The organism is Modestobacter italicus, assembly GCF_000306785.1.
Classification (GTDB): Bacteria; Actinomycetota; Actinomycetes; order Mycobacteriales; family Geodermatophilaceae; genus Modestobacter; species Modestobacter italicus.
This window is the reverse complement of sequence record NC_017955.1, coordinates 3,650,366-3,669,031: the sequence shown is the minus strand read 5'-3', so window position 1 is coordinate 3,669,031 and position 18,666 is coordinate 3,650,366. Positions and strand designations below refer to the sequence as shown.

The 18,666-nt window shown below is 73.6% G+C and carries 14 protein-coding genes, 1 pseudogene and 1 riboswitch; of the genes and pseudogenes, 6 read left to right on the top strand and 9 right to left on the bottom strand.

The window, feature by feature from the left end:
• Window positions 1–32 precede the first annotated feature (32 nt).
• On the top strand, window positions 33–863 hold the full coding sequence (locus tag MODMU_RS17530) for an alpha/beta fold hydrolase (protein ID WP_014741662.1): 831 nt from the start codon (window positions 33–35) through the stop codon (window positions 861–863).
• A 4-nt stretch (window positions 864–867) separates the two neighbouring features.
• Here the strand turns inward: MODMU_RS17530 and MODMU_RS17525 are convergent, their stop codons facing one another.
• Window positions 868–1,908 carry a TIGR03617 family F420-dependent LLM class oxidoreductase gene (locus MODMU_RS17525; RefSeq protein WP_014741661.1) on the bottom strand — a complete coding sequence of 347 codons (1,041 nt, stop codon included), beginning with the start codon at window positions 1,906–1,908 and terminating at the stop codon, window positions 868–870.
• Window positions 1,909–1,933: 25 nt separating this feature from the next.
• The gene (locus MODMU_RS17520; RefSeq protein WP_166503526.1) at window positions 1,934–2,545 is read right to left on the bottom strand and encodes an NUDIX hydrolase; all 612 of its coding nucleotides are present in this window, start codon (window positions 2,543–2,545) and stop codon (window positions 1,934–1,936) included.
• A gap of 167 nt (window positions 2,546–2,712) precedes the next feature.
• On the opposite strand from MODMU_RS17520, the gene MODMU_RS17515 reads away from it, so the two are divergent.
• On the top strand, window positions 2,713–3,444 hold the full coding sequence (locus tag MODMU_RS17515) for a VOC family protein (protein WP_014741659.1): 732 nt from the start codon (window positions 2,713–2,715) through the stop codon (window positions 3,442–3,444).
• Here MODMU_RS17515 and MODMU_RS17510 read toward each other — a convergent pair.
• The 4 genes from MODMU_RS17510 to MODMU_RS17495 form a co-directional block, all read right to left on the bottom strand.
• Window positions 3,420–4,160, bottom strand: a complete 741-nt coding sequence (locus MODMU_RS17510) for a dihydrofolate reductase family protein (protein ID WP_014741658.1) — start codon at window positions 4,158–4,160, stop codon at window positions 3,420–3,422. The two genes, MODMU_RS17515 and MODMU_RS17510, sit on opposite strands and share 25 nt — an antisense overlap.
• 1 nt (window position 4,161) lies before the next feature.
• Window positions 4,162–5,916, bottom strand: coding sequence for a malto-oligosyltrehalose trehalohydrolase (treZ, locus tag MODMU_RS17505; RefSeq protein WP_014741657.1), 1,755 nt, complete (start codon window positions 5,914–5,916; stop codon window positions 4,162–4,164).
• A 117-nt stretch (window positions 5,917–6,033) separates the two neighbouring features.
• Window positions 6,034–6,768: an SDR family NAD(P)-dependent oxidoreductase gene (locus MODMU_RS17500; protein WP_014741656.1), complete on the bottom strand. Its 735-nt coding sequence runs from the start codon at window positions 6,766–6,768 to the stop codon at window positions 6,034–6,036.
• On the bottom strand, window positions 6,765–7,496 hold the full coding sequence (locus MODMU_RS17495) for an SDR family NAD(P)-dependent oxidoreductase (RefSeq protein WP_014741655.1): 732 nt from the start codon (window positions 7,494–7,496) through the stop codon (window positions 6,765–6,767). Before MODMU_RS17495 ends, MODMU_RS17500 begins: the two co-directional genes overlap by 4 nt.
• A gap of 144 nt (window positions 7,497–7,640) precedes the next feature.
• Here MODMU_RS17495 and MODMU_RS17490 point away from each other — a divergent pair, with 144 nt between their 5' ends.
• Window positions 7,641–8,636 carry an RNA polymerase subunit sigma-70 gene (locus MODMU_RS17490; RefSeq protein ID WP_014741654.1) on the top strand — a complete coding sequence of 332 codons (996 nt, stop codon included), beginning with the start codon at window positions 7,641–7,643 and terminating at the stop codon, window positions 8,634–8,636.
• Between the two features lie 355 nt (window positions 8,637–8,991).
• Here the strand turns inward: MODMU_RS17490 and MODMU_RS30100 are convergent.
• The 3 genes and pseudogenes from MODMU_RS30100 to glgX form a co-directional block, all read right to left on the bottom strand.
• Window positions 8,992–9,267, bottom strand: a pseudogene (locus MODMU_RS30100) (transglycosylase family protein); the annotation flags it as partial.
• Window positions 9,268–9,270: 3 nt separating this feature from the next.
• Window positions 9,271–9,432: riboswitch (cyclic di-AMP (ydaO/yuaA leader) on the bottom strand.
• Between the two features lie 298 nt (window positions 9,433–9,730).
• Window positions 9,731–12,079, bottom strand: coding sequence for a malto-oligosyltrehalose synthase (gene treY, locus MODMU_RS17485; protein ID WP_014741652.1), 2,349 nt, complete (start codon window positions 12,077–12,079; stop codon window positions 9,731–9,733).
• Window positions 12,076–14,184: a glycogen debranching protein GlgX gene (glgX, locus tag MODMU_RS17480; RefSeq protein ID WP_014741651.1), complete on the bottom strand. Its 2,109-nt coding sequence runs from the start codon at window positions 14,182–14,184 to the stop codon at window positions 12,076–12,078. The genes treY and glgX overlap by 4 nt, the downstream gene beginning before the upstream one ends.
• A 277-nt stretch (window positions 14,185–14,461) precedes the next feature.
• On the opposite strand from glgX, the gene uvrB reads away from it, so the two are divergent.
• The 3 genes from uvrB to MODMU_RS17465 all read left to right on the top strand — a co-directional run bounded on the left by uvrB (window position 14,462) and on the right by MODMU_RS17465 (window position 18,576).
• Entirely contained in the window at window positions 14,462–16,579 is a 2,118-nt protein-coding gene (gene uvrB / locus MODMU_RS17475; RefSeq protein ID WP_014741650.1) for an excinuclease ABC subunit UvrB, read from the top strand.
• Window positions 16,580–16,924: 345 nt separating this feature from the next.
• Window positions 16,925–18,040: a TerC family protein gene (locus tag MODMU_RS17470; RefSeq protein WP_014741649.1), complete on the top strand. Its 1,116-nt coding sequence runs from the start codon at window positions 16,925–16,927 to the stop codon at window positions 18,038–18,040.
• Between the two features lie 5 nt (window positions 18,041–18,045).
• Window positions 18,046–18,576 (top strand): hypothetical protein, encoded by a 531-nt coding sequence (locus MODMU_RS17465; protein WP_166503525.1) that lies wholly within the window; start codon window positions 18,046–18,048, stop codon window positions 18,574–18,576.
• The last annotated feature ends 90 nt before the right edge of the window (window positions 18,577–18,666 follow it).

Here is an 18,666-nt window from a genome sequence, read left to right as displayed (position 1 = left end):
CCAGCGCACCGCCGTCCCAGCCAGGAGGACCCATGACCGCCACCGCCCCCACCGCCGTGACCACCGGGACGCTCGGCGTGCCGGGTGCGCGGCTGCACTACGAGGTCCGGGGCACCGGGCCCCTGGTGGTGCTGGTCGGCGCCCCGATGGGGGCCGATGCGTTCGCCCCGCTGGCCGGGCTGCTGGCCAATGACCACACGGTGCTCACCACCGATCCCCGCGGCGTCGGACGCAGCCCGGTCGACGACCCGGAGCAGGACTCGACCCCGGAGCTGCGGGCCGACGACCTCTCCCGGCTGATCGCCCACCTCGGTGCCGGACCGGCCGTGGCCCTGGGCTCCAGCGGCGGTGCCGTCAGCGTGCTGGCACTGGCGCAGGCGCACCCCGAGCAGGTCACGACCGTCGTCGCCCACGAGCCGCCGCTGTCGGAGCTGGTCGACGACCGCGACCGGCTGCGGGCGGGCACCGAGCGGATCATCGCCACCTACCTGGTCGAGGGCTCCGCCGCCGCGTGGCGCGAGTTCATGGCCGTCGGTGACATCGTCGTCCCCGAGGACGACGCGCACACGGCCCCGCCGGCGGGGGAGCCCGACCCGCAGGCGGTCGCCGACGAGCGGCACTTCTTCCTGCACGAGCTGCGCGGCACGACCACCTGGCAGCCGGACCTCGCGGCGCTGCGTGCGGTGCCGACCCGGGTCGTGGTCGGGATCGGTGGGTCCTCCGGCGGGGAGCTCTGCGACCGCACCTCGCGGGCGCTGGCGGCCGCCCTCGGCGTCAACCCGACGATGTTCCCCGGCTCGCACATCGGCTTCCTCGAGGACCCGGTCGCCTTCGCCGCCCGGTTCCGCGAGGTCCTCGGCTGACCGGTCAGCCGGACGTCAGGCGCTTGACGTCGGTGGCGATCTGCAGGAGCAGCTCCCGGTCGGGCACGCCCACGCCGTTCACGGCGAAGCGGGTCACGACACCGGCTCCCCGCTCGGCCAGCCGAGCCGCCACGGTCCCCGGCTCGCCGACGACGGCGAAGGTCTGCAGGACCTCGTCGTCGACGAGCTCGCCCATGGTGGTCCACCGGTCGTCCGCCCGGGTCCGGGACAGCCGGTTCAGCTCGTCGCCGAGGTCGCCCCAGCCGTGCAGGTCGAGGACCGGGCGGTAGGCCGGCGTCGAGCCGTAGAAGGCCAGCTGCTGGCGGACCGCCCGGGTCGAGGCGGCGAGCTCCTCCTCGGTGCGGCCGGTGACGAGGAAGGTGGAGTCGACGACCTGCGAAGCGGGCGAGCCGGTGCGCCCGGCCGCACCGCGCGCCAGCGCGGGGAGGCTCACCTCGCGCAGGTAGCGCTCGGTGGTGAACGGGTGCACGAGCAGCCCGTCGGCGACCGCGCCCGCCGTCTCGGTCATCCGCGGGCCGACCCCGGCGAGGAGCACCTCCGGGTCGGGGGAGAGGGTCGGCGGGGTGAACATCGGCGTCATCAGGGTGTGCCGGTAGAACATGCCCCGGAAGTCGAGCTGCTCGCCGGTCGCCCAGGCCGCCCAGATGGTGCGCAGCGCCGTGACGAACTCCGCCATCCGCGCGGCCGGGGAGCTCCACGGCATCGAGAAGCGCCGCTCGATGTGCGGCCTGATCTGGCTGCCCAGCCCGAGCACCAGCCGCCCCTGGCTGTAGTCCTGCAGCGCGCGGGCCTGCACCGCCAGCGTCATGGGGGAGCGCGCAAACGCGACCAGGATGTTGGTGCCGAGGCCGATCCGCGATGTCGCACCGGCGGCGACCGTGAGCTGCAGCATCGGGTCCGAGGTGAGCTCGGCGGAGGTGACGCCGTCGAGACCCGCGTCCTCCACGGACCGCGCGGCCTCGGCCACCCCCGACAGCGCGCCCCCCGGGACGTCGAGCGGCAGGACCACCGTGGCGGGCGTCATGGCCGGACCGTAGCGCCCGCCGCGCTCACCGCCAGGCGAAGACGGGCTGCTCCAGGTGCGCCACCCGGGTGGGGATCCCGTGGCACGCCACCTGGCAGAACTGGTGGACGATCGCGGCCGTGGGCGCGTGCACCAGGCCGCCGAGCAGCGGCAGCGCGACGACCGGTGCCGTCGACTCGGGGATGCGGGTGAAGCGGGGCGGGACGTCGAGGTCGGCCAGCGGCACCTGGTGGACGGCGGCGACCTCCGCCTCGGCCGGGGTCAGCTCCCCGGGTGGCCCCGCCCAGCAGACCACCGGGGTGATCACGTAGCCCGAGCGGGTCACGTAGTCGTCGAGCAGCCCGAGGACGGCGTCCGGGCCGAGGACCAGACCGACCTCCTCGTGCAGCTCCCGCAGTGCGCCGTCCACCGCGGTCTCCCCGGCCTCGATGCGGCCGCCGGGCAGCGCCCACTGGCCGGCGTGGGCCCGCAGCCCGGCCGCGCGGCGGGTGACCAGCAGGCACTCCCGCCCGTCGTCCTCGGTGACGCAGACCGCCACCCCGGCGTGCCGGAGGTCGGGCCGGTCCACCGCCCGCCGGGCGAAGCCGGCGACCCGCGCCGCTGCCACGTCGCGACCCACTCCGACGGGCCCGCTCACCGGCTCACGGCGTGACGGGTGACGAGGACCGGCGGGAGCTCCGCTCGTGCGGCGACGGGCAGGTCGCCGGGCAGCGACCCCGGCCCGCCGCCGACCAGCAGCGGGGCGGACGCCGAGCGGCGCCGCCGTGCCGTCCACGCGGACCGGCCAGGTGCTTGGCTGCGGGGATGACCGGAGAGCGGACGGTCCCGCTGCTGCCCTGCGCCTCGATCGACGAGATGGCCGACTTCTCCGGCTGTCTCGGCTTCGAGACGACGTACCGGCAACTGAAGCCGAACCTCTACCTGGCACTGCGCCGGGAGGACCTGCACCTGCACTACTTCGGCCTGCCCGACTTCCGGGCCGTGGACTCCTACGGCAGCTGCCTGGTCCTGGTGCCCGACCCCGGCGCGCTGTTCGACGCCTTCGCCGCGGGCCTGCGCAGCCGCTACGGGTCCGTGCCGTTCCGCGGGTTCCCCCGGATCACCCGGCCGCGGCGGCGGAAGAACGCCGACGGCCACACCGGCTTCTCCCTCGTCGACCCCAGCGGCAACTGGATCCGGGTGCTCGCGGACCGGGCCGGCGAGCTGCCGGACGGCGCAGGGGAGGAGAGCCGGCTCGGCCGCAGCCTCGCCGACGCGGTGGTGCTCGCCGACTCCAAGGGAGACCTCGCCCAAGCGGTCAAGGTCCTCTCCGGAGCACTGCGCAGGGCGGCGGGGGAGCCGGCGTCGACCGAGCGTGCCGAGGCGCTGGCCTACCTGGCGGAGGTGGCCCTCGGCGTCGACGACCCGGCCACGGCGACCGCGGCGCTCGACGAGCTCGACGGGTTGGTGCTGCCGGACGACCGCGACAGCACGACGGCGCGCCGGCAGGCAGCGGAGCTCCGAGCCGTGCTTCAGCGGGGGGCTCGCAGCCCGTAGCGGGTGAACAGGACGTCGTCCTCGCCGAGCACCTGCAGCAGCTCCGCCCGGGCAGGGTCGGGCAGTGCGCGAGTCAGCAGCCCGGGCCCGCCGCCGACCAGCAGCGGGGCGATCGTGAGGTCGAGCTCGTCGACGACGCCGGCGGCCAGCGCCGCCTGGAACAGCGACGGTCCGCCCTCGCAGAGCACCTGCCCGAGGCCGAGGTCGGCGAGCGCGGCCAGAGCTGCGGGCAGGTCGACGTCGTCCTCGCCGTGCACGTGCACCCGGACCCCGGCCGCGGTCAGCGCAGCGCGGCGTTCCCCGTCGGCGGCCGCGCAGGTCACCAGGTGCGTCGGCGTGACGGCGCCGGTGACCAGCTGGTCGGCCGGGTCCAGCGACGCCCGGCGGGACACGATGACGACCGGGGCGACCGCCGGCCGGCCGAGCTCGGCCCGCAGCCGCCCGACCGCCGAGTCCGCGGTGATCGGCCGGTACCCCTCCGCCGCCGCCGTGCCGGCCCCCACCAGGACGGCGTCGGCCAGGGCGCGCAGCACCCGGAACACCCGGCGGTCACCGGCCGAGCCGAGCCCGCCGCTGCGCCCCTCGACGCTGATCGCGCCGTCGAGCGCCGCGACGAAGTTGACCCGCAGGTGCCGGCCGGCCGGCACCCGGTAGGCGTCGGCCAGCCCGGCGTCGTCGAGGTCCGCGCCGTCAGCGGCGGGGAGCAGTCGCCGCACGTCAGCGGGTGGAGAGGACCACGGCCGTCTCGGCCGGCACCGTGACCTGCGCGCCGTCGAGCTCGGGCAGCTCCCCGCTGGTGAACAGCACGTCCCGGGCCGGCACGTCCAGGTCGACCTCGCGGGCGGAGTCGGACAGGTTGGCCACCACCCGCAGCGACCCGCGGTGGACGACGAGCCAGCGGTCGGCGTCGTCCCAGCTGCAGGCCATCGCGGTCAGGTCGGGGTCGACCAGGTCGGGGTGCGCGTGCCGCAGCGCGATGAGCGCCCGGTGCACCGCGAGCAGGTGGGCGTGCGGCTCCTCGGTCAGCTCCGACCAGTCCAGCTTGGAGCGGGTGAACGTCTCCGGGTCCTGCGGGTCCGGGACGACGGCGGCGTCCCAGCCGTGCTCGGCGAACTCACCGATCCGGCCCTCGGCGGTCGCCCGGCCCAACTCCGGCTCCGGGTGGCTGGTGAAGAACTGCCACGGCGTGGAGGCGCCCCACTCCTCGCCCATGAAGAGCATCGGCGTGAACGGGCTGGTGAGCACCAGCGTCGCGCCGACGCCCAGCAGGCCGGGGGAGAGGGTGGCCGAGATCCGGTCGCCGACCGCGCGGTTGCCGATCTGGTCGTGGTCCTGCAGGTAGCCCAGGAACTTCCAGCCGGGCAGCGAGGTCGTGTCGACCGGCCGGCCGTGGTGCCGCCGGCGGAAGCTGGACCAGTCCCCGGCGTGGAAGTAGGCGCCGGTGAGCACCTTGGCCAGGCCGCCGAGGCCGCCGGCGGCGAAGTCGGCGTAGTAGCCCTGGGCCTCGCCGGTGAGCTGGGTGTGCAGCGAGTGGTGGAAGTCGTCGCTCCACTGCGCGTCCAGGCCCTTCCCGCCGGCCACCCGCGGGGTCACCATGCTCGGGTCGTTGAGGTCGCTCTCGGCGATCAACGTCAGCGGGCGGCCCTCGGCCACCGAGAGCTTCTCCACCTCCGCGGCCATCTCCTCGAGCACGTGGGTGGCCCGCTCGTCGACCAGCGCGTGCACCGCGTCCAGCCGCAGCCCGTCGACGTGCATGTCCCGCAGCCACATCAGCGCGTTGTCGATGATGTAGCGGCGCACCTCGTCGGAGTCCGGCCCGGACAGGTTGATCGAGTTGCCCCAGCTGTTCGCCCCGCCCTCGGCGAAGATGGGGAAGAACTCCGGCAGGTAGTTCCCGGACGGGCCGAGGTGGTTGTAGACGACGTCCTGGATGACCCCGAGGCCGCGCTGGTGGCAGGCGTCCACGAAGCGCTGGTAGGCGGCCGGGCCGCCGTAGCTCTCCTGGACGGCGTACCAGGCGACGCCGTCGTAGCCCCAGTTGTGGGTGCCGTTGAACGCGTTGACCGGCAGCAGCTCGACGAAGTCGATGCCGAGGTCGACCAGGTGGTCGAGGTTGCGGGCGGCGGCGTCGAGCGTGCCCTCGGTGGTGAAGGTGCCCAGGTGCAGCTCGTAGACGACGCCGCCGGCCAGCGGCCGGCCGGTCCAGGCGCCGTCGCCCCAGCGGTGGGCCCGCGGGTCGAAGCGGCGGGACAGGCCGTGCACGCCGTCGGGCTGCCGGCGCGAGCGCGGGTCGGGGCGGGCGGGCTCGGTGTCGTCGAGCAGGAAGCCGTAGTCGGCCTCCGGGGAGGCGTCGACGGTGGCGCGCCACCACCCCGCGTCGTCCCGCTGCATGTCGTGCACCGTGCCGTCGACGGTCACGCGTACCCGCTCTGGCAGCGGCGCCCAGACGGAGAACTCGACGGGCTCGGACATGCAGGGGCCTCCTGGGCGGTGCGGGTGCTGGGCCGGCCGGCGACCCCGGCGGCAGCGGGATCATGCCCCGAGCCGCTGCGGTCAACCGTCGGCCGGTGAACCCCGCGCCGCCCGTGCTCACCGGAGCGGATCGAGCCCGGCGGCCCCCAACACGTACGCCGGCGCCAGGTCGCCGGTCGCGGTGGTCAGCAGCGAGACGACGGCGGCACCGGTGCCCTCCGGCGTCAGCACGCCCCCCAGCCGGCGCAGGTACTCATCCTCGGGCAGGCCGGTGCGCGCCACGTACGCCGCGACGGCCGCGGCGCCGAGCTCGGTGGCCGGGGTCAGCCGGGGGAGCACGGCGGTGAACGCGAGACCCAGGCCCGCGCGGTCGGACTCCTCCTGCGCGTAGCCGGTGATCAGCCGCTGGGTGGCCTTCGCCCCGGCGTACCCGCCGCTCAGCGGCGAGCCGGCCAGCGCGGCCCCGCTGCTGAGGACCACCACGCGGCCGCCGCGGGGCATCGGCCGGAGGAGGGCCGCGCGCAGCCAGGTGAAGGCGATCCGGACGTCGGCGTGCCAGTTCACCGAGAACGTCTCCCACGTCTGCTCCTGCAGCGGGCGGAGCACCGGGCCGGCTCCGGCGACGAGCACGAGGACGTCCGGCTGGTGCTGGTCGAGCAGCCGGTCGGCGCCCGCGGGGTCGGCGGCGTCCGCCTGCTCGTGGTGGACGCCGGGGGTCGGCCGGGCGGGAGGGCGCCGGCTGATGCCGGTCACCGCGCTCCCGGCCCCGGCCAGCGCCGCGGCGATGCCGTGGCCGAGGCCCCGGCCGGCCCCGACGACGAGGGCGGTCGTGCCCGCCAGGTCGCCGGTCACCGCCGGGCCCCCAGCATCGCGGCGTTCGCCCGCTCGAGCTGCTTGACCGGGCCGTCCGCCCAGCCCGGGGCCAGCGACCGGGAGAACGGGTCGGGGAACACTTCCTCCTCCCCGGCGGCGACCCCGTCGAGCAGCGCCCGCGCCACCGACGCGGCCGTGGCCTTGGGGACGTCGAGGTCGCGGGTCATGTCGGTGTCCACCGGACCGGCGAGGACGGCGTGCACCGTGATCCCGCGCAGCGCGAGGAGCGTCCGCTGCGACTGGGTGAGGGAGAAGGCGGCCGCCTTGGAGATCGAGTAGGCGGGGAGGACCGGCACGGACGCCAGCGCCGCCACGGACAGGACGTTGACGACCCGCCCGCGGGACCGGGTGAGCTGCGGCAGGAACGCCTCGGTGACCGCGAGCGGCCCGAGGAGGTTGACCGCCAGGTGTCGGGCGAGGAGCTCCTCGTCCCCGAGCTCGCCGGGCAGCGACACCCCGGCGTTGTTGACCAGCACGTCGAGGGTGTCCAGCGCCCGGGCCGCCGCCCGGACCTCGGCGTGGTCGGTCACGTCGAGGCGCAGGGCCGAGACGCGGGGGTCGGGGTGGACCAGCCGGCCCCGGGTGCCGGCGTGGACGCGGCGCGCGCCCCGCCGCAGCAGCTCCTCGACCAGGGCGGCTCCGATGCCCCGGCCGGCGCCGGTGACCAGGACGGTGCGGTCGCGGACGGGGTCCTCGTGCGTCGACATGGTGTCGTCTCCGTTCTGCGCGGACCGGGTGCCCGCGCTACCAGGACTGACACCGGGCGCAGCGGGATCTGGGCTCGCCGGCACCGACCAGTTCCGGCGTCCCGCGGGGTCGGTACGGGCAGGACGAGAGCGAGGGGGTGCGCGGTGCCGGTCGACCTGTTCGAGCAGGCCCGGGCGGGCGACCACGAGGCGTTCGCCGCGGTCGTGGCGCCGTACCTGCGCGAGCTGCAGGTGCACTGCTACCGGATGCTCGGCTCCCGGCAGGACGCCGAGGACGCGCTCCAGGAGGCGTTGCTGTCGGCGTGGACGGGCCTGGGCTCGTTCGAGGGGAGGTCCTCGGTGCGCACCTGGCTGTACCGCGTGGTCACGAACCGGTGCCTGAACCAGCTGCGCTCGGCGGCGCGGCGCCCGGTCGCCGCGGAGCAGCTGCCGGTGGCGCCGCCCGAGCCCTCCCGGTGGGGGGAGGTGCCGTGGCTGCAGCCCTACCCGGACGTGCTGCTGGACGGTCTGGCGGACGCGGCGCCGGGGCCCGAGGCGCGCTACGAGTCCCGGGAGACGGTGACGCTGGCGTTCGTGACCGCCGTCCAGCTGCTCCCGCCGAACCAGCGCGCCGTCCTGCTGCTCCGCGACGTGCTGGGCTACCGCGCGGCGGAGACCGCGGAGCTGCTCGGTCTCACCACGGACGCCGTCACGAGCGCGCTGAAGCGGGCCCGGGCCACGATGGCGACCGCCTCCTCGGCGGGGCGGCCGGCGCCGCCGGCCGGGGGACCCGTGGAGCGCGCCCTGGTCGACCGCTTCGTCACGGCCTTCACCGGGGAGGACGTCGACGCGCTGGTGGCGCTGATGACCGACGACGTGTGGGTGCGCATGCCGCCGTTGCCGTTCGAGTACCGAGGGACCGAGGCGGTGCACCGGTTCTTCTCCGCGATCGACGGTCACCGCCGCGCCATCGCGCGGATGGTGCCGGTGCGGGCGAACGGGCAGCCGGCGCTGGGGGAGTACGTGCGGGACCCGGTGACCGGCGTGCTGCACGTCGTGGGCGTCCTCGTGCTGGCGCTCGACGGGGACCGGATCGGGGAGCTCGTGCACTTCGAGTCGGCGCTCGCCGCCTCGCTGGGGCTGCCGCGCACGCTCGGCTGAGCGGCGCCGCCCCGGGCAGCCGGAGGGGGTGTCCCCCCGGCTGCCCGGTGGTGCTCAGACGGCCAGCACCTGTCCGACGGAGATGCGGTTCGGGTCGCTCACGGTCGACGCGTTCAGCGCGGCGAGCGCCTGCCAGGTCGTGCCGTGGGCGGCCGCGATCTCCGCCAGGGTGTCGCCGGCCTGGACGGTGTACGAACCGCCCGCGGCCGGAGCCGGCGCGGGGGCCGGAGCCGGCGCCGGGGCGGGGCCCGGGGGCGCCCCCCGACGGGGTGGTGCCCGCGGCGAGGTACTTGCCGCAGGTCGGCCACGCGCCGACGCCCTGACCGACGAGGACCTTCTCGGCGATCTCGATCTGCTGCGCCGGCGTGGCCAGGTCGGCCCGCGCCGCGAACGCCGTGCCGCCGTAGCCCGCCCAGGTGCTCTGGGAGAACTGCAGGCCGCCGTAGTAGCCGTTGCCGGTGTTGATGCTCCAGTTGCCGCCGGACTCGCACTCGGCGACACCGGTCCAGTCGTGCGTCGCCGCCGCGGAGGCCGGGGTGGCGAGCAGGCCGATGCCGACGGCGGCAGCGCCGAGGGCGACGGCCCCGCCCGCGACGGTGCGGCGGACGCGGACGTGCAGGGACTCGAACATGGGTGATCCTCCCGATCACCGCCTACGAGGTGAGCTGTCGGGTTCGGGCGAATCGGTGCCCGGCCGGTCAGCGCCCTGAGGGCACGGCACGGCTTCACCCCGAGACGCGCAGGCGCGTCGGAAGTGGGTCCCCCGCCCCCGTCCTGGGTGGGTCGGTGTCAGGCTGCCGGCGGACGGGGTTCGGCGGTCCGGCGCCTCGTGCCCGGCCAGTGCGGCCCGGGACGTCGAGAACGGTAAGCGAGACCTGCGGGTCTCGCTTCCCGAGTCAGCCGCGCTCCGACACCCGGACCACGACGACCCCCGACAGGCCGGGCCGGGGACAGCTGCGGGTCCCCGGCCCCTGACACTCTGTTGATGTGGGATCCCCCACAGCCACCACCGCGCGCTCCGTGACGTGCTGGAGCGGCCCCCTTCCAGGGGCCCACCCTGAACCTGCGAAGGGTGGGGAGGAAGGGGGCCCTTCTCAGCCGCGGACGAGCAGGGCGACCGGGAGCTGGGCGAGCACCTCGCTCAGCGCGACCCCGTTGGCGGCGGAGACCACCCGCGCGCCGGTGAGCAGGTCCCGCCAGGCGCCGGTCGGCAGCTGCAGCGCGGTGTCGCCCCACCCGGTGGCCGCGAGGTGCACCGGCAGCCGGGTCGCCACCGCGACGACCCCGCCGCGGTCGAAGGCGACGACGGAGTCCGCGGCCGCCCCGGTGGCCTCGAGCGGGGTGTACCCGTCGAAGGCCTCCGGGTGGTCCCGCCGGTGCCGCAGCACCCGGGAGACCACCAGCAGCTTGGCCGCGCCGGTCTCGTCGACCGGCGGCACCCAGCCCTCGTCCAGCCGGGCGAGCAGGCTGCGGCGCAGGTCGTAGTCGACCGGACGGCGGTTGTCCGGGTCGACCAGCGAGAAGTCCCACAGCTCGGTGCCCTGGTAGACGTCCGGGACGCCGGGCATCGTCAGCTGCAGCAGCTTCTGCGACAGCGAGTTGGCGTACCCCGACGGCGCGATGCGCGCGACGAACGCCTCGATCGCGGCGTGCGTCGTCGGGTCGTCGAAGGCGGCGTCGACCAGCGCGTGCAGCTGGTCCTCGAACTCCTGCACCGGGTTGGTCCAGGTGGTCGAGGTGCCGGCCTCACGGGCGGCCTTCTCGACGTAGGCGTGCGCCCGCTCGCGGGTCAGCGGCCACGCACCGACCAGGTTCTGCCACACCAGGTGCGCCAGCGACCGGTCGGCCAGCGGGTGCCGGGCCAGCAGCTCGCGGACCAGCTCCGCCCACTCGGTCGGCTGCTCGGCCAGCACGGCGAGCCGCGCCCGCACGTCCTCGCTGCGCTTGGTGTCGTGGGTGGACAGCGTCGTCATCGACGCCGGCTTCACCGCGGCCCGGTGCTGCTGCGCCGCGTGGAACCCCGCGACCGTCGTCCCGAACCGGGCCGGGTCGCCGCCGACCTCGTTCAGCGCGACGAACCGCGCCCACCGGTAGTAGGCGCTGTCCTCCACGCCCTTGGCCATGACCGGCCCGGAGGTCTGCTCGAACCGGGTGGCCAGCTCCGTGCCGGCGGTGCCCAGCAGCGGGTGCAGGGCGTCGACGGCCGCGGTCAGGTCGGGGCGGCGCTGCTTGACCGCGGCGACCGTCTCGTCCAGGTGCTCCCGGCCGTCGGGCAGGTAGCTCCGGTAGACCGGGAAGCTGGCCAGCAGCTCCGCGAGCCCCTCGGTGACCTGCTCGGCGGGCACTGCCGCACTCCCCGCCCCCCCGAGGTCGCCGACGATGCGCTGCAGCCGGGCCACCTCCGAGCCGAGCATGCCGTCGGTGACCTCACGCTTGCAGTCGTGCACCAGCTTCGCGTAGTCGACCGGCGCGCCGGCGAGCTCGGTGTCCAGCGCGGTGAACGCCGCCTCGCCGGCGGGGTCGACCAGGACGCCGTCCACCTCGGTGAGCGCGTCGTACCCCGTCGTCCCGGCCGTCCGCCAGCCCTCCGGCAGCTCCTCGCCGGGCTCGAGGATCTTCTCGACGACGGTCCACCGGCCGCCGGTGGCCTCGGCCAGGCGGTCCAGGTAGCCCTTGGGGTCGGCCAGCCCGTCGGGGTGGTCGATCCGCAGCGCGTCGACCGAGCCGTTCTCGACCAGCTCGACGACCAGCGCGTGGGTGGCCCGGAAGACCTCCGGGTCCTCCACCCGCAGCCCGGCGAGGGTGTTGATCGCGAAGAACCGGCGGTAGTTCAGCTGGTCGTCGGCGCGCCGCCAGTCGACCAGCTCGTAGTGCTGCCGGTCGTGCACCTCCTGCGGCGTGCCCTCCCCGGTGCCGGGGGCGATCGGGAAGCGGTTGTCGTAGTAGTGCAGCTCGGGGCCGTCGGGGGAGTCGACGACCTCCAGCTTCGAGACGTCGTCCGCGCTGCCCAGCACCGGGATGCGGATCCGGCCGCCGCCGAAGTCCCAGTCGACGTCGAAGGCGTCGGCGTGGGCGCTCTCCCGCCCGTGCTGCAGCAGGTCCCACCACCAGCCGGACTCGGCCGGGTCGCTGACGCCCATGTGGTTGGGCACCAGGTCGAGCACCAGGCCCAGACCCCGCTCGTGCAGCGCGGCGACGAACCGGTCGAGGCCGGCCCGCCCGCCGCGCGGCTCGTCGACGTGCGCGTGGTCGACGGTGTCGTAGCCGTGCGTGCTCCCGGCCGCGGACCGCAGCAGCGGCGAGGAGTAGGCGTGCGTCACGCCGAGGTCGGCCAGGTAGCCGGCCACCGACGCGGCGTCGTCCAGGGTGAAGTCGGCGGTCACCTGCAGCCGGTAGGTGCCCGCGGGCACCTCCCGGCGGCGGCCGTCGGACAGCTCGGTCACGCCGCCGCCTGCAGCACGACCGTGGCGCGGGCTGCGATGGTCAGCGTCTCGCCGGCCTTGACCTGCACCGGCTCGACGTCCGCCAGCTCGGCGGTGTTGACCACGACGGTCCAGCCCTCGGCGTAGTCGGTGCTGGGCAGGGTGAAGTCGATCGGCTCGTGGGAGGCGTTGAACGCGAGGTAGAAGCAGTCGTCGACCACGTCCTCGCCGCGCTCGTCGGTCTCCCGGATGCCGTGGCCGTTGAGGTACATGGCCAGCGACTTGGCGAAGCCGACGTCCCAGTCGTCGTCGTCCATGACCTCGCCCGCCGGGGTCAGCCAGGCGATGTCCTGCACCGGGTCGCCCTCCTCGCGGCGCACCGGGCGGCCGTGGAAGAACCGCCGGCGCCGGAAGGTCGGGTGGTCGGTGCGCAGCTTGGTGACCAGCTTGGTGAACTCCAGCAGGCCCTCGTCGACGTTCTCCCAGTCGATCCAGGTGATCTCGTCGTCCTGGCAGTAGCCGTTGTTGTTGCCGCCCTGGGTGCGCCCGAGCTCGTCGCCGTGCAGCAGCATCGGCACGCCCTGGCTGAGCATCAGCGAGGCGATGAAGTTGCGCCGCTGCTGCGCCCGCAGCGCCAGGATCTCCGGGTCGTCGGTCGGCCCCTCGACGCCGCAGTTCCAGCTGCGGTTGTGGCTCTCGCCGTCGTTGTTGTCCTCGCCGTTGGCCTCGTTGTGCTTCTCGTTGTAGGAGACCAGGTCGTTGAGGGTGAAGCCGTCGTGCGCGGTGACGAAGTTGATGCTCGCCACCGGGCGCCGGCCGGAGTGCTGGTACAGGTCGGCGGAGCCGGAGATGCGGCTGGCGAACTCGCCGATGGTGGCGTCCTCGCCCCGCCAGAAGTCCCGGACCGTGTCCCGGTACTTGCCGTTCCACTCCGTCCACAGCGCCGGGAAGTTGCCGACCTGGTAGCCGCCGTCACCGATGTCCCAGGGCTCGGCGATCAGCTTGACCTGGCTGACGATCGGGTCCTGGTGGCACAGGTCGAAGAACGCCGACAGCCGGTCGACCTCGTGGAACTGGCGGGCCAGCGACGAGGCGAGGTCGAAGCGGAAGCCGTCGACGTGCATCTCGGTCACCCAGTAACGCAGCGAGTCCATGATCAGCTGCAGCGACTGCGGGGTCGCCACGTTCAGCGAGTTCCCGGTGCCGGTGGTGTCCATGTAGTACTGCTTGTCGTCCTCGACCAGGCGGTAGTAGGCCTGGTTGTCGATGCCGCGGAACGACAGCGTCGGGCCCATGTGGTTGCCCTCGGCGGTGTGGTTGTAGACCACGTCGAGGATGACCTCGATGCCCGCCTCGTGCAGGGCGCGGACCATGCCCTTGAACTCCTGGACCTGCTGGCCGTCGGTGTCCTGCGCGTACTCGTTGTGCGGAGCGAAGAAGCCGATCGTGTTGTAGCCCCAGTAGTTGCGCAGGCCCTTCTGCTGCAGGGTGTCGTCCTGCACGAACTGGTGCACCGGCATCAGCTCGATGGCGGTGATCCCCAGGCTCTGCAGGTGCTCGATGACCGCGGGGTGCGCGACGCCGGCGTAGGTGCCGCGCAGCGCCTCCGGCACCCGCGGGTGGGTCATCGTCAGCCCCTTGACGTGGGCCTCGTAGATGACCGTCTTGTTGTACGGCGTCTTCGGCGGGCGGTCCACGCCCCAGTCGAAGTACGGGTTGATGACGACGGACTTCGGCATGTGCGCCGCGGAGTCGTCGTCGTTCTTCTCGCCGTTCTCGAAGCGGTAGCCGAAGACCGACTCGTCCCAGTCGATCTGGCCGTCGATGGCCTTGGCGTACGGGTCGAGGAGCAGCTTGGCCGGGTTGCACCGCAGGCCCTGCGCGGGGTCGTGCGGGCCGTGCACCCGGAAGCCGTAGCGCTGCCCGGGCTGGATGCCGGGGAGGAAGGCGTGCCAGACGTAGGCGTCCATCTCCGGGAGGCGGATGCGCGTCTCGTTGCCGGCCTCGTCGAAGAGGCACAGCTCGACCTTCTCGGCCACCTCGCTGAAGATCGCGAAGTTGGTGCCGGTGCCGTCGTAGGTCGCGCCGAGGGGGTAAGCGGAACCGGGCCACACCTGGGTGGTCATGGGGAAGGTCGTCCTCCTGCTGAGCGCCCCGGCGCAGGCGCGGGGCATGGGTCGTGGCAGCTGAACCGGGGGGTTCGCTGTCGGATGCCCGCAGTCGGGCCTCCGCACACCTGGCATGACCCAGGACACGTGTGCGGGGCCGCTCGTGCGGGCAGCACGTGCCCGGAGTGTGCCAGCCCCGGTCGAACGGCCCGCTGACCTGCACTCCGTCGTCCGCCAGCACCGCGGGACGACGGGAGCTCCCGTTCTGTCGCACCCCCGTCGTACCGTCGACGGCGTGTCCACCTCCACCGACATCCGGCCCACCCGCGGGCGGTTCCAGGTCGTCAGCGAGTTCGAGCCCTCCGGTGACCAGCCGACGGCGATCAAGGCCCTCGCCGAGCGGGTCAACGCGGGGGAGACGGACACCGTGCTGCTGGGTGCCACCGGCACCGGCAAGTCGGCGACCACCGCCTGGCTGATCGAGCAGGTGCAGCGCCCGACGCTGGTCATGGCCCCGAACAAGACCCTCGCCGCCCAGCTGGCCAACGAGTTCAAGGAGCTGATGCCCGACGCCGCCGTCGAGTACTTCGTCTCCTACTACGACTACTACCAGCCCGAGGCCTACGTCCCGCAGACGGACACCTACATCGAGAAGGACTCCTCGATCAACGAGGAGGTCGAGCGGCTCCGGCACTCGGCGACCAACAGCCTGCTCACCCGGCGCGACGTGATCGTCGTCTCGACCGTCTCCTGCATCTACGGCCTGGGCACGCCGCAGGAGTACGTGGAGCGCGCGCTCAAGGTGAAGGTCGGCGAGCAGCGCGAGCGCGACGAGCTGCTGCGCACCCTGGTCACCGAGCAGTACACCCGCAACGACCTGTCGTTCACCCGCGGCACGTTCCGGGTCCGCGGCGACACGATCGAGGTGTTCCCGGTCTACGAGGAGCTCGCCTGCCGGATCGAGATGTTCGGCGACGAGATCGAGCGGCTGTACTACCTGCACCCCCTCACCGGCGAGGTCGTGCGCGAGGTCGACGAGCTGTTCGTCTTCCCGGCCACCCACTACGTCGCCGGCCCGGAGCGGATGGAGCGGGCGATCCAGACCATCGAGGCCGAGCTGGAGCAGCGGCTCGCCGAGCTGGACAAGCAGGGCAAGCTGCTGGAGTCCCAGCGGCTGCGCATGCGCACCACCTACGACATCGAGATGATGCGCCAGGTCGGGTTCTGCTCCGGGATCGAGAACTACTCCCGGCACATCGACGGCCGCGCGCCCGGGTCGGCCGGTGCCTGCCTCATCGACTACTTCCCCGACGACTTCCTGCTCGTCATCGACGAGTCGCACGTGACGGTGCCGCAGATCGGCGGCATGTACGAGGGCGACATGAGCCGCAAGCGCACCCTCGTCGAGCACGGCTTCCGGCTGCCCTCGGCGATGGACAACCGGCCGCTGAAGTGGGAGGAGTTCACCGACCGGATCCACCAGACGGTCTACCTGTCGGCCACGCCGGGGCACTACGAGCTCGGTCGGGTCCAGGGTGACGTGGTGGAGCAGGTCATCCGCCCCACCGGGCTGATCGACCCCGAGGTGGTGGTCAAGCCGACCAAGGGCCAGATCGACGACCTGGTGCACGAGATCCGGCTGCGCACCGAGAAGGACGAGCGGGTCCTGGTCACCACGCTGACCAAGAAGATGTCCGAGGACCTCACCGACTACCTGCTCGAGCTCGGCATCAAGGTCCGCTACCTGCACTCCGAGGTCGACACGCTGCGCCGGGTGGAGCTGCTGCGCGAGCTGCGCCAGGGCGAGTACGACGTGCTCGTCGGCATCAACCTGCTGCGCGAGGGGCTCGACCTGCCCGAGGTGTCGCTGGTGGCGATCCTCGACGCGGACAAGGAGGGCTTCCTCCGCTCCGGGACGTCGCTGATCCAGACGATCGGCCGCGCCGCGCGCAACGTGTCCGGGCAGGTGCACATGTACGCCGACAAGATCACCCCGTCGATGGCGCAGGCGATCGACGAGACCAGCCGCCGGCGCGAGAAGCAGATGGCCTACAACACCGAGCACGGCATCGACCCGACGCCGCTGCGGAAGAAGATCGTCGACATCCTCGACGGCATCTACAAGGCCGCGGAGGACGCCGAGGCCTCGACCGAGCTGCTGGGCGGGTCGGGCCGGCAGCAGTCGCGGGGCAAGTCGCCGGTGCCGGGGCTGTCGTCGAAGAGCAAGGCCAAGGCCGGCTCGATCGACGTGCAGGGCCTGCCGCGCAACGAGCTCGCCGACATGATCACCAACATGAACGAGCAGATGCTGGCGGCCGCCCGCGAGCTGCAGTTCGAGGTCGCCGCCCGCCTGCGCGACGAGCTGAACGAGCTCAAGCGCGAGCTGCGCCAGTTCGACGCCGCCCACGCCTGAGCCGGCGGCCGCCGTGAGCTGACGGTGCGCGCCCAGGCCGGGTCCCGACCCCGGGAACCCGGCCTGCGCGCACACCGCTGCGGGCTGCCGGACCGGTCAGGCGAAATGTGCGTCCGCTGGGAACCCGCACCACCGGTTGAGCGTTCACCCTCATGACGAACCGCGTCAGGTCCGGCGATGACGCCTGGGCAGGAGCGGTTCGACGTGGAGGGGAGTATCCCGCCGCGGCACCGTCGTCAACACGAGGTCCCATGACCTCCGGCGCTGCCGGCCGACCTGACCAGGTCGGTGGGAGAGACCTCCGGGCACTGACGCACCCGCCAGTAGCACCGGAGGAACACACGCATGGACGTCCCCTTCTGGATCTGGGCGATCACGATCGCCGCGATCGTCGGGATGCTGGTCTTCGACTTCGTCGGCCACGTCCGGACCCCGCACGCACCCTCGCTGCGCGAGGCGGCCACCTGGTCGGCGGTCTACATCGGCATCGCCGTCGTCTTCGGGCTGCTGGTGCTGTGGTTCGGCGGCGCAACCCCGGGCGGTGAGTACTTCGCCGGCTACATCACCGAGAAGAGCCTCTCGGTGGACAACCTCTTCGTCTTCGTCCTCATCATGGCCAGCTTCGGCGTGCCGAGGATCGCCCAGCAGAAGGTGCTGCTCTTCGGCATCACCTTCGCCCTGGTGCTGCGCACGATCTTCATCCTGGTCGGCGCCGCGGCCATCGAGAACTTCAGCTGGGTCTTCTACCTCTTCGGCGCCATCCTCATCTACACCGCCTGGGTGCAGGCCCGCAGCGGTGGCCACGGCGGCGAGGAGGAGTACCAGGAGAACGCCGTCCTGCGGCTGGTGCGCAAGGTCGTCCCGACGACCGAGGAGCACCACGACGACAAGATGACGGTGAAGCTGCAGGGCAAGCGGTACATCACCCCGCTGGCCATCGCGCTGATCGCCATCGGCACCGCCGACATCATCTTCGCCGTCGACTCGATCCCGGCGATCTTCGGCCTCACCCAGGACACCTACCTGGTCTTCGCCGCCAACGCGTTCTCCCTGCTGGGTCTCCGGCAGCTGTTCTTCCTCATCGACGGGCTGCTCGACCGGCTGGTCTACCTCGCCTACGGCCTCGCGGTGATCCTCGCCTTCATCGGCGCCAAGCTCGTCATCCACGCGCTGCACACCAACGAGCTGTCCTGGGTCAACGGCGGCGAGCACATCACCGTCATCCCGGAGATCCCGACCTGGCTGTCGCTGGCGGTCATCCTGGTGACCCTGGTGGTGACGACGCTGACCAGCCTCCGGCACGACCGGAAGGTGCGCGAGCGCCGTCAGGCCCGGGACGCCGCCCGCCCGGTGGAGGCCGGCACGGCTGCCGGCACGGGCACGAACTCGGACACCTACACCGGCACGGACGACGACGCCGACCCGGTCGACGAGCAGGTCCGCCCGGCGGCCGGCAGGTGACCGGCGTGGCGTTGCTCGCGGCCCGCGCCGAGGTCGCCGAGCGGTCCCCGGTCCACCCGGTCGACGGGCTGACCGACGTGCTCGGCCTGCTCGACGACCTCACCGTGCTCGGCCGGGTGGTCGACGGGCTGGCCCGCCGGCTGGACGACGTCTCCGGCGTCCGGCCCGGCGAGCTGCAGGCGCTGGCCGCGGTCGCGGAGGGTGCCGAGCACCCCCGCGCCGTCGCCCGGCGGACCGGTCAGGTCGACGAGGCCGGGCCGGCGACCGTGGACCAGCTGGTGCGCCGCGGCCTCCTCGGCCGGCACCGGCACCCGGCGTCCCCGGCCGGTGCGGGGGAGGCCTCCCTGGTGCACCTGACCGAGGCCGGCCGGGTGGTGCTGGACCAGGCCGAAGGGCTGCAGATCCGCGTGCTGGGCGCCCTCCTGCAGCAGGTGGGGGACGCCGAGGCGCAGCGGCTGCGCGGCACGGTCCGCACCCTCGGGAGGGCGCTCGCGGCGCCGACCCCCGAGTCGGTGGAGCAGCCCGCAGGCGGCTGAGCAGCCGCTCAGCAGGGGTTGGACCAGCGCACAGCCGGAGCTCTGCCGGGCCGTGCCGGGGGCGCGAGATCGTTGGCCGGTACACCCGGG

Coding starts and splice junctions, on each gene's coding strand:
- glgX (WP_014741651.1), bottom strand. CDS start 14,184: ATGACCACCCAGGTGTGGCCCGGTTCCGCTTACCCCCTCGGCGCGACC.
- treZ (WP_014741657.1), bottom strand. CDS start 5,916: ATGTCCGAGCCCGTCGAGTTCTCCGTCTGGGCGCCGCTGCCAGAGCGG.
- MODMU_RS17515 (WP_014741659.1), top strand. CDS start 2,713: ATGACCGGAGAGCGGACGGTCCCGCTGCTGCCCTGCGCCTCGATCGAC.
- MODMU_RS17470 (WP_014741649.1), top strand. CDS start 16,925: ATGGACGTCCCCTTCTGGATCTGGGCGATCACGATCGCCGCGATCGTC.
- MODMU_RS17525 (WP_014741661.1), bottom strand. CDS start 1,908: ATGACGCCCGCCACGGTGGTCCTGCCGCTCGACGTCCCGGGGGGCGCG.
- MODMU_RS17495 (WP_014741655.1), bottom strand. CDS start 7,496: ATGTCGACGCACGAGGACCCCGTCCGCGACCGCACCGTCCTGGTCACC.
- MODMU_RS17530 (WP_014741662.1), top strand. CDS start 33: ATGACCGCCACCGCCCCCACCGCCGTGACCACCGGGACGCTCGGCGTG.